Annotated in this window: 7 protein-coding genes; 6 read left to right on the top strand and 1 reads right to left on the bottom strand. The window is 57.9% G+C overall.

Annotation, left to right across the window (positions count from 1 at the left end):
* Positions 1–291 precede the first annotated feature (291 nt).
* From OKX01_RS13300 to OKX01_RS13325, 6 genes are all read left to right on the top strand, one after another.
* Positions 292–2,106 carry a collagen-like triple helix repeat-containing protein gene (locus tag OKX01_RS13300; RefSeq protein ID WP_264671843.1) on the top strand — a complete coding sequence of 605 codons (1,815 nt, stop codon included), beginning with the start codon at positions 292–294 and terminating at the stop codon, positions 2,104–2,106.
* Positions 2,103–2,693 carry a MarR family winged helix-turn-helix transcriptional regulator gene (locus OKX01_RS13305; protein ID WP_230017640.1) on the top strand — a complete coding sequence of 197 codons (591 nt, stop codon included), beginning with the start codon at positions 2,103–2,105 and terminating at the stop codon, positions 2,691–2,693. The genes OKX01_RS13300 and OKX01_RS13305 overlap by 4 nt, the downstream gene beginning before the upstream one ends.
* Positions 2,694–2,926: 233 nt before the next feature.
* On the top strand, positions 2,927–5,122 hold the full coding sequence (locus OKX01_RS13310) for a collagen-like triple helix repeat-containing protein (protein ID WP_264671844.1): 2,196 nt from the start codon (positions 2,927–2,929) through the stop codon (positions 5,120–5,122).
* A 262-nt stretch (positions 5,123–5,384) separates the two neighbouring features.
* Positions 5,385–6,278: a hypothetical protein gene (locus OKX01_RS13315; protein ID WP_264672882.1), complete on the top strand. Its 894-nt coding sequence runs from the start codon at positions 5,385–5,387 to the stop codon at positions 6,276–6,278.
* A gap of 84 nt (positions 6,279–6,362) precedes the next feature.
* Positions 6,363–6,815 (top strand): MarR family winged helix-turn-helix transcriptional regulator, encoded by a 453-nt coding sequence (locus tag OKX01_RS13320; protein WP_264671845.1) that lies wholly within the window; start codon positions 6,363–6,365, stop codon positions 6,813–6,815.
* 173 nt (positions 6,816–6,988) lie between these two features.
* Entirely contained in the window at positions 6,989–9,841 is a 2,853-nt protein-coding gene (locus tag OKX01_RS13325; RefSeq protein WP_264671846.1) for a M16 family metallopeptidase, read from the top strand.
* An 88-nt stretch (positions 9,842–9,929) separates the two neighbouring features.
* On the opposite strand, the gene dnaJ is transcribed toward OKX01_RS13325, so the two are convergent.
* The gene (gene dnaJ, locus OKX01_RS13330) at positions 9,930–11,063 is read right to left on the bottom strand and encodes a molecular chaperone DnaJ (protein ID WP_094197406.1); all 1,134 of its coding nucleotides are present in this window, start codon (positions 11,061–11,063) and stop codon (positions 9,930–9,932) included.
* Positions 11,064–11,154: the final 91 nt, after the last annotated feature.

Genomic DNA, 11,154 nt, shown 5'->3' on the forward strand with positions numbered 1-11,154 from the left:
CACAAGATGGCCTTTTTTGTTTTGCATTCCAACGAATTTCAAGCTCAGGTGTTACGAAAAACGTTACGTAACAGGAACGGAACACTCCACAAAAACAGCCTTCAACAAGCTTAAATGAGCCTTGAAACCTGGCAGCATGATTTCAAAAGAAAACAAAAAACCAACCCAACCATTTGATTAAAAACAACAAAATTAAAACAAAGCATTACCAAGCAAATCTGGCACGATACTTGCTTAATGTCTATCAAGAGCCCCTTGAGGGCGTGCTCACACTTCAGATCGGAGTCAGACATGAAAGCAAGGAATTCAGCAAGAAACGCCTCGACCCAACGCAAGCTGCAACGCGCCGTTGTCGCTACCTTAGTCATCAGCGCCGCCGTTCTGGCCGGTTGCTCCTCGCGCGGTGGGGTACGCGATGGTCTGGATGTATCGGTTCGCCCACCTGTTGTTGATCCCAACCTGCCCAACCCCGGCGATGGCGACCATGGCGGCGGAGACAACGGCGGTGGAGATAACGGCGGTGGGGACAATGGTGGCGGCGATAACGGCGGCAAGGACACTAGCCTGACACAAAATGCGCTGGGCAATCTGGGCCAGGCAGTGGACAACGTAGTGCCCTTGAACCTGAGCAAAACGGGCAATCAACTGGGCAAAACGCTCGATAGCGCACTCAAACCCGTCACCGACATCGTGACCGACACCACACGCACCGTCGGCGGCGTGACTGGACTGGGCCAACCGGTCAACGGTCTGACAAATCAAGTCGGTGGCGTTGTGACCAATCTGGGCGAGCAATTAGGTCAGACAGGCCTGCCCCTGAATCTGGGTGAAGGCGCTGGCGGCCTGCTATCCCATCTGGGTCAAGCCGTCGGTTCGGTCGGCGGCTTGCTGGTTAACGATCCCAACAACCCCAACCCGCTGGGCAACACCCTGCACCACGCCACCAAAGGCGTAGAAGTGCTGACCGGCTCCTTGCTGGGTGAAGGCAGCCTGCTGCACCCATTGACCTCACAACTGGGCCTGGACGGAATCTTGTTGGCGGGCAGCGGCGAACCCATCCTGCAACCTGCACTGGGCAATGTCGGGCAAACCGTGGACAACATTCTGCCGCTGGGCCTGAACCCGATTCTGGGTGATGTGGGTGGCGCCTTGGATAACACGGTGGCACCGGTCGTTGCCACCGTCACCAATGTGACTCAGCAAGTGGGTGATGGCCTAGGGGTAGGCCAACCCATCAATGCGTTGCTCGGGGGTGTCGGTAGTGCCTTGGGGAACGTGGGTAGCCAGTTGGACAATGCAGCGCCTCTTGGACTGGGCGGTGTCGTAGGACATCTGGGACAGGCTGTCGCCTCGGCAGGCGGGTTGTTGCACGCGACAGATGCAAACACCAATCCCTTGGGCAACACCTTGAATCACGCCACCCAAGCCGTCGCTTCCCTGACAGGTGGCTTAGGCGGCATCACAGGCGGTGAAGGGGGTGGCCTGCTGGCACCTGTAACCGGGCTGCTAGGTGGCCTTGGTGGCGGAGATGGAGCGAACGGCGGTTTGCTGGCACCCGTCACTAACCTGGTCGGTGGTTTGACCGGCGGTTTGGGCGGCGGTGATGCTGCCAACGGTGGGCTGCTGGCCCCGGTTACTGGTTTGGTCAGTGGACTCACTGGCGGCTTGGGCGGCGGCGACGGCGCGAACGGTGGGCTACTGGCCCCGGTTACCAACCTGGTCGGTGGCTTGACCGGAGGCTTGGGCGGTGGTGAGGCCGCCAACGGCGGACTATTGGCCCCCGTCACTAACCTGGTTGGCGGTTTAACGGGTGGCTTGACTGGTGGTGACGCATCCAACGGTGGCTTGCTAGCCCCTGTAACCGGCCTTCTGGGCGGTATCACAGGCAGTGTTTCGATTGGTGGTGGCGCCGCCGTAGAAGGCCAGGCAGGTGGCGGCTTACTGGCACCGGTTACCGGTTTGGTCGGCGGCCTGGTGGGTGGATTGACCGGCGGCGTCAACGTGCAGGCAAATGCAGACACAAGCGGCGGTGGGCAAGCCAATGGCGGCTTGCTGGCGCCCGTAACCGGCTTGCTCGGTGGCCTGCTGGGAGGTGGCCGTCAATGATGAATAAAGTCATGAACCCGGTCAGTTTGCCGGTGAGCCGTCACCCTGGCGCACAAAGTGCCGGGGCCCGCTCCAACTGGTCCTCGCACAACGATGAACACAGCATGCTTTCAGAAAAGATGCTGATGGATCTGGGCAAGATGCTGGGTCGTCAGTTCACCATCTACGCAGAAGCTCTGAAAGCCAGCTTGGCCGAAGAGGCAAACATGCCTCTGAACGATTTCAAGGCCTTGGAATACATCATGGAATTCGATGCCTTGCCCACTGGTCAGTTAGCACACCTGATGGACTTGAGTGCCAGCGGTGTCAGCGCCCTGATCAACCGCCTTGAACATCGGGGTTACATCACACGGGGCCGTCACCCCCTGGACAAGCGCGTAATTGCCTTGCACCCGGTGATGGAAAAGTGTCGCGAGGTTCTGGCTGTGAAAGAGCGTGCCATTAATCAGGCCATCAACACCGCAGCGAATCAAAACCCGGCCCAGCTAATTGCCATGTACGACTTTCTGGTCGATAGCATGAGCACCTTCAGGCAGAACACCAAAGCCTGGCTGGATGCCAAGGCCCTGGTGCCACGAACCTCCTGAGCACCCTGCCCTCCCTTTACCGAACCGCTGCTTGTCAGCGGTTCTTTTTTTGTTACGTAACACGTTCCGCCCAAAGCCCAAAACCCGTAACAAATAGCCCTCTTTTTTTTGCTTACTTTGCGCCAAACCAAGAGCACATGCGGCCTATCGCAAACCCAATTAATTGGCATGCAAATTGCTTATACAAGAATCAGGAAGCAAGCAAGTACCCCGATCATTTATTGGAGCAAGCAATGCATAAAAATACAGACAGCAAGAAACCAGGCCTACGCCTGACACTCCTGGCCACCTTAATGGCCAGCACATTGACCTTGACCGCCTGCGGCAGCTTATTAGGAGGCGGCAGTGGTGGTGGCGGTGGAGAAACCCCCACCAACCCTGGCCCAGGTACGGGCGGACCAGGTAACGGCGGCGATAACGGCGGCGGTGATAACGGCGGTGGCGACAACGGCGGTGGCGACAACGGCGGTGGCGATAACGGCGGCGGTGATAACGGCGGTGGTGATAACGGCGGCGGCGACAACGGCGGCGGCGACAACGGCGGCGGCGACAACGGCGGCGGCGACAACGGCGGCGGCGACAACGGCGGCGGTGATAACGGCGGCGGTGATAACGGCGGCGGCGACAACGGCGGCGGCGACAACGGCGGCGGTGATAACGGCGGCGGTGATAACGGCGGTGGTGATAACGGCGGTGGTGATAACGGCGGAAACCCTCACACTCCAGGCCCCCTTGAAACTACGCTGAATAATGTCGGCGAAGCCGTCGACAATGTCCTGCCAGTCGGTCTACAAGATACCGGTGGCAAACTGGGCAAAACACTGGACACCGTGGTTGCTCCTGTCGTGGACACAGCCACGGGTCTGACTCAACAAATTGGCGGCGCAACCGGCTTGGGCCAGCCCATCAATGGTCTAACACAGCAAGTAGGTGGTGTTGTGACCAATCTGGGCGAGCAACTGGGCAATAGTGGCCTGCCCCTGAATCTAGGCCAAGGCGTAGGCGGTCTCTTAACGGGATTGGGCAACGCGGTGGGCAGTGCAGGCGGTTTGCTGCATGCTGACGCCAACAACCCTAATCCATTGACCGCCGTGCTGGGCCACGCCACAGGTGGCGTGGCGGCACTGACCGACTCCCTCTTGGGCGAAGGCAGCTTGTTGCATCCCATCACCGGCCAACTCGGTTTGGGCGGTTTGCTGGACGGTACCGATGCCGCCCCCATTCTTGAACCTTCCCTTGCCAACGTAGGCCAGACTGTCGACAACATCTTGCCTGTTGGCTTGAACCCCATCCTGGGCAATGTCGGTGAAACCCTGGATACCGTGGTCGCTCCTGTAGGTGCCACGGTGACCAATATCACTCAACAAGTGGGCGATGGCCTAGGTGTTGGCCAGCCCATCAACGCCCTATTGGGCGGCGTAGGTAGTGCCCTGGGCAATGTGGGTACTCAGATCGATGGCGCCGCCCCGCTGGGTCTGGGCGGTGTCGTTGGACACTTGGGCCAGGCCGTTGCCTCGGTCGGTGGACTGGTTCACCAAACTGACAGCAATACAAACCCGCTGGGCAACACCTTGAACCACGCCACACAAGCCGTCGCCTCCCTGACTGGTGGCCTGACAGGTAACGGCGAAGGTGGCTTGCTCTCACCAGTTACCGGCTTGCTCGGCGGCCTGACAGGAGGCTTGGGCGGTGGTGACGCTGCCAACGGCGGTTTGCTGGCTCCCGTCACAAATCTGGTCGGTGGCCTGACCGGAGGACTGGGTGGTGGTGATGCTGCCAACGGCGGTTTGCTGGCTCCCGTCACAAATCTGGTCGGTGGCCTGACCGGAGGACTGGGTGGTGGTGACGCCGCCAACGGCGGTTTGCTGGCTCCCGTCACAAATCTGGTCGGTGGCCTGACCGGAGGACTGGGTGGTGGTGACGCCGCCAACGGCGGTTTGCTGGCTCCCGTCACAAATCTGGTGGGTGGCCTGACCGGAGGATTGGGTGGTGGTGACGCCGCCAACGGCGGTTTGCTGGCTCCCGTCACGAATCTGGTGGGTGGCCTGACCGGAGGATTGGGTGGTGGTGACGCTGCCAACGGCGGTTTGCTGGCTCCCGTCACAAATCTGGTGGGTGGCCTGACCGGAGGACTGGGTGGTGGTGACGCTGCCAACGGCGGTTTGCTGGCTCCCGTCACAAATCTGGTGGGTGGCCTGACCGGAGGACTGGGTGGTGGTGACGCTGCCAACGGCGGTTTGCTGGCTCCTGTAACTGGCTTGGTCGGTGGTTTGACCGGCGGGCTTTTGGGCGGAGCAGCCCCTTCGGTAGATGGCGGTGCCTCTGGCAGCGTGAATGCCGGTGGTGGGACCACTGCAGGCACCAACAACGGCGGCTTGCTGGCCCCGGTAACCGGCCTGCTCGGCGGCTTGCTGGGCGGCCCCCGCTAAACGGAAGGATGGGGCGCTCAACCGCCCCATCCCTTATCCCCAGGAGCTCACTCATTCAGATTTGAAACGCCTGAGCAATCCTGATCTTCAGATGGAGTAAGTCATGACTATAAAGACACGTTTTACGTCCAGCAGGATCGTTTTGCTCAGCCTGACAGCCAGTCTGTTCTCTACGACTGCCCAGGCCGATTTGCTGGGAGCCAGCCCTCTCGCTGTTCCAGCAAATCTGAACCTGAGTCAAAACCTGAGAACAGCAGAAACAATGGTCGTCCAACCCGGCCCGCTTGAAACGAGCTTGGCAAATACAGGTCAAGCAGTAGATAACATTCTGCCTGTCGGATTGCGCAATTACGGACAGCGTGTTGGATTAAGCGCTGATCAAATACTAGACATCCAGGATATAGAGCCCTGGAGAGCTCGAATAATGGAAGCAATTGATCTAGGCACCATCATCGACAGCGAGGGCGTCAACGTCACCCTGGACGAAACTGAACATGGCATCGATATTGTGGGCAAGCTCATTGAAAACGCCAATCTCCCACTCAACGCAGGACAAGCGGCGGGCAACTTGTTGTATGGAGTCAGTGATACGGTCGGTAGCGCAAGAGGCCTGCTCCATAACGACCCCAACAATCCCAACCCGATTAGCTCCACGCTGGAAAACCTAACGGGCAGCCTTGCCGCGACAAGCGATACGCTCTTGCATGGCAGCAATCAGCTACAACCTTTGCTCGGTGCTCAAACCACAGCACTCAATAACAACGCCGGTTTACTGGCCCCTGTCACCAATCTGGTCGATGGGTTAACTGGTGGCTTAGCAGGCGGGAACGTCGGCAATGACGGGCTTCTGTCCCCCATTACTGGTCTGGCCCACTCCCTGACTGGCGGACTTGCGGACGGCACAGAACAAAACGCTGGCCTGCTCGCCCCTATCACCCACCTGGTCAGCAGCGTGACGAGTGGTCTTGGTGGCGACATGGCCAATAACCCAGGCTTGTTGGCCCCCATCACCGGTCTGCTGGGCAATGGTTTGCTTAGCCCACCTGCGGCCACGACCGAAACGCCTCCTGGCAACACAGTCGCCGCCACCAATGTCGGTCTACTAAGCCCCATCACCGATCTGATTGACGGTTTGCTGGGCGCTCCCCCGCGCTAAGGATGTGTGCATATGCCTAATAAACAGCCCCTGAGAACGGATTGGACTGAGCCAGAAGCAAGGGACGAGGTTTTATCAGGGCATATGCAAAGCGACATTGTGCGCATGATGCTGCGCCAGTTTGATGTCTACCTGGAGGCAAACAAAACCCAGTTGGCACAAGCAGCGGGCTTGAGCCTGAATGAATACAAGGCTCTGGAGTTCGTACTGGAGTTCAAACCTCTGTCTCCCGGCAAGCTGGCCCAGCTACTGGACTTGAGTCCCAGTGGTACGCAGGCTTTGATTACACGCTTGGAAAGCGCCGGATATCTGCTGCGCAAGCCGCACCCGCGCGACGGGCGCATGACCAGCCTGTATCCCAACCAAGAGCGCTGCAAGCGCCTGATTACTGATATGAACCTGCCTGCCCATCACATCATGGATGCCACGGCACACTACAACCCCAAGCAATTGGCTGCACTTTACGATTTTCTCTTCAAGAGCCTAGGCCACCTACGCAAGGACGCTTTGGAGAGGCTAAAACACAAACCCAGCTAGACGCGGCATCGTTTTCTTGCTGTTTTGCCCATCAGTGTCCCTGATGGGTTTTTTTTCGATCACGCCGGACATTTGTAAGGCAAGCTGCCTACCCAGCCAAACGACCCCATGCTACAAAAGACACTGGTCGGCTTGGCTGGCTTTTTCATCGCTAAAACCGTAAGGATGTGTTCATGAAACTCTCTGTACTGATTGCCGCCCTGCGCCTGCGCCATCTTGCAGGGGCTGCGCTGCTGTCCACTTCGCTGGCAGCCTATGCCCTACCCGCAGGTCTGGCCCAAGGTCCCTCTGTCGAAGGCGTCACTCAATACACTCTGGACAATGGCCTGCGCCTGGTTCTGGCCCCAGACGACTCCAAACCCACGACCACGGTCAATATGACGTATCTGGTCGGCTCACGACACGAGAACTACGGGCAAACCGGCATGGCTCACCTGCTGGAGCACATGCTGTTTCGCGGCACGCCCACCTTGCGCAATGCGCTGGGCGAATTTTCCAAGCGCGGTCTGGAAGCCAACGGCACCACCTCCAGCGACCGTACCAATTACTTTGCCAGCTTCGCTGCAGATCCCGAAACCCTGAAATGGTATCTGGACTGGCAAGCCGATGTCATGGTCAACGCCTTGATCGACAAGCAGGATCTGGAAGCGGAAATGCCCGTGGTACGCAATGAAATGGAAAGCGGTGAAAACAGCCCTTTCCGTGTTCTGATGCAAAAACTGACCGCTGCCGCCTACCAATGGCATAGCTACGGCAAGACCACGATCGGCGCCCGCTCCGACGTAGAAAATGTGGATATTGAACAGCTTCGCAAGTTCTACCACGATTACTATCAGCCCGATAATGCCGTGCTTTTTATAACCGGGCAGTTCGACACCGATCAAACCCTGGAAAACATTGCCAAGGCCTTTGGCTCCATCCCCAAGCCAACTCGTACACTGCGCCCCGAATACACGGTTGAGCCGGTGCAAGACGGCACGCGCACAGTCACCTTGCGCCGACACGGTGGTACCCCCCTGATCATGTCGCTGTACCACCTGCCCAGCGCCGCCAGCCCGGAATATATGGACTTGAGCCTGGGCATCAGCGCCTTGGGCGATACCCCCAGCGGACAGTTGTACAAGAACCTGGTCAACCAGAACCTGGCTACCAGCGTATTTAGCTTTGACTCCGAAAGCCACGATCCGGGCTACGCCCTGTTTGGTGCCGAGCTCAAACCCGATATGGATCAGCAAAAGGCCTTGAAGGTCATGAATGACACGCTGGAGGGTTTAGCCAAGTCCCCGCTGAAAGAGACGGATCTGGAGCGCATCCGCAGCCAATGGATGACAGGCTGGACACAGACCTATGCCAATCCCTCCAGCCTGGCCAGCGCACTGTCTGAAGCGGCTGCCAGCGGGGACTGGCGTTTGTTCTTTCTGCAGCGCGACCGGGTAGAAGCGGCCAAGCTGCCAAACGTTCAAAAGGCGTTGGAGACCTGGTTGGTAGCCAGCAACCGTAGCAATGGTTTATACATCCCTACAGAAAAACCGCTGCGCGCCCCGCAAGCCACTACAGTAGATGTGGCCAAACTGGTGCAAGACTATACCGGCAAGGACAGTGGCAAAGCGGTAGAGGCCTTTGATCCTAGCCCTGCCAACATCATGGCCCGCACTGATCTGCAGCCCCTGTCCCTGGGCAAGGACCTGGGCGAAGTGAAAATGGCGCTGCTACCCAAGGGAACGCGCGCTGAACGTGTGGAGGCCCGCTTGTCCTTCAAGTTTGGCTCACCTGATCAACTCAAGAACCAGACAGCTACCGCCGCTGCCGTGGCCAGCCTGCTGAGCACCGGCACCAAAAAGCTGAATCGGGAACAGATTTCCGACCAGTTCACCGCCATGCAAACCCAGTTCAGCACCAGCGGCTCCAATGGCCGTTTGTACCTGAGCCTATCCTCGAATCGAGAGAACCTGCCTAAAGCCATTGCTCTGGCGCTGGATGTGCTGCGCGAGGCGAACTTCCCCGAAGACGAGCTCAAGAAATATCAGCAAGCCGTTGTAACCGACCTGAAATCGGCCAGTACCGAGCCTGCAGCCCTGGCAAGCCAGGCCATTGAACGCTATACCAACCCCTGGCCTAAAGACGATATTCGCTACACGCCCAGCTTTGAGGAAGGCATAGAGCGAGTCCAAGCGGTAAACATCAAGCAAGTACGGGACTTCCATCAAAAATTCTACGGTACGGGCGATGTCGCCTTTAGCGCCGTGGGCGACTTTGACAAGGAAGAAGTTCGCAAGGCTTTGGCGGAGGGTCTGAAGGGCTGGCGCAAAGCCCCGACCTACCAGCGTCCGGACGACCCACTGCAAACCGTGGCCCCCAAGGTCTTCGATATCAACACCCCAGACAAGGCCAACGCCTTTTATCTAGCGGATCTGGGTCTGAAGTTACAAGACAGCGATGCTGACTTTCCGGCTGTCTACTTGGCCAACTACTTGCTGGGCCTGTCTGAGACTTCGCGCCTATGGAACCGCGTGCGAGTGGAAGATGGCTTGTCCTACAACGTACGCAGTCAGGTGGAGGCGTCCAGCTATGAGCCCAATGGCTCGTGGAAGGTCTATGCCATCCACGCCCCCAGTAACAGCGAAAAACTGGGCAAGACCATCGACGAAGTACTGACTCAAACACTAAAAGATGGCTTTAGCGAGCAAGAGGTCAAAGAAGGTGTGAATGCTTTGCTGAATTATCGTCGCTTGTCGCGCAGCCAGGACACCGTGGTCAGCAGCGCCTGGTTGAACTACCTGGACCTGGGTCGTAGCTTTGAATGGTCCGAGAAAATGGACCAGGAGCTGCAAAAACTCAATGCCGAACAGGTCAATGCGGCTTTGCGCAAATACCTGAAACCCAAGGAAATGGTCGTGGCAATTGCCGCAGACCACGAGCGCCAGAAACAAGGTGCTGCCGCTCCTGAAGCCCAGGAAACAAAGCAAGGACAGGCACCCGCCCCAGCTCCAACTGATGCCCCGGCTGCACTGGAAGCCCAGCCCTGATAGCTGAAACCCAGGGCCTGCTCAGGCAGGCATAAAAAAGCCCGGTACACATGTACCGGGCTTTTTACTGCGCTTTGCCTTGCAGGATTCAGGAGAAGAAACCCTTCACCTTATCCGTCCAGGACTCGCTTTTGGGCGAATGCTTGACGCCACCATCGTTCAAGGCCTGTTCAAACTGACGCAGCAACTTCTTTTGCTCTTCGTTCAGACGTACAGGTGTCTCGATTTGAATGTGGCAGTACAAGTCACCAGGGTAACTAGAGCGCAAGCCCTTGATACCCTTGCCGCGCAAGCGGAATGTCTTGCCCACTTGAGTACCTTCTGGAATGGTGATTTCGCCACGCCCTGTCAGGGTAGGCACTTCCACCGTTCCGCCCAAGGCTGCCGTGGTAAACGGGATGGTCAGCTCGCAATGCAGGTCCTCGCCATCACGCTGGAAAATACCGTGCGGCTTGATGCGGATTTCCACATACAAGTCACCGGCAGGACCACCGTTAACGCCAGGCTCGCCATTGCCGCTGGAGCGAATGCGCATGCCATCATCAATACCGGCAGGAATCTTGACCTGCAAAGTCTTGGTCTTTTTAACCTTGCCTTCGCCGTGGCACACCACGCAGGGATCAGGAATCTCCTTGCCACTACCGTGACAGGTCGGGCAGGTTTGCTGCATGCTGAAAATGCCCTGCTGCATGCGGACTGCGCCACTGCCTTGGCAGGTACGGCAAGTCTGTGCAGAGGTACCGGGCTTGGCACCCGAACCCGAGCAAGTTTCACAGTTTTCCCAGCTTGGTACGCGAATTTCTGTATCAAAACCGGCTGCTGCCTGCTCCAGGCTGATATCGAGCGCATAGCGCAAATCCGCGCCACGGTAAACCTGAGGGCCACCGCCGCGACGTCCACCGCCACCACCAAATATTTCACCAAAAATATCGCCAAAGGCGTCTGCAAATCCGGCCCCGCCCATGCCACCACCCATACCGCCCATGCCGGCATTGGGATCGACTCCGGCATGACCATAGCGGTCATAGGCTTCGCGTTTCTGTTCGTCGGACAGGATCTCGTACGCTTCCTTGGCTTCCTTGAACTTTTCCTCGGCGTCCTTGCTATCCGGATTACGGTCAGGGTGGAACTTCATGGCCAGCTTGCGATACGCTTTGCGGATTTCATCCTGCGTCGCATTTTTGGCCACACCGAGAATTTCGTATAAGTCGCGTTTTGCCATGTTTGATTAACGACGTCCAAACGCCGCTGTTTGAATAATAATGCCCGATCTCCAGCGTATGCCGCCAAAGATCGGGCCAGGGAACCTGAAT

It is taken from the genome of Alcaligenes sp. SMD-FA, from assembly GCF_025960365.1.
GTDB lineage: Bacteria > Pseudomonadota > Gammaproteobacteria > Burkholderiales > Burkholderiaceae_B > Alcaligenes > Alcaligenes aquatilis.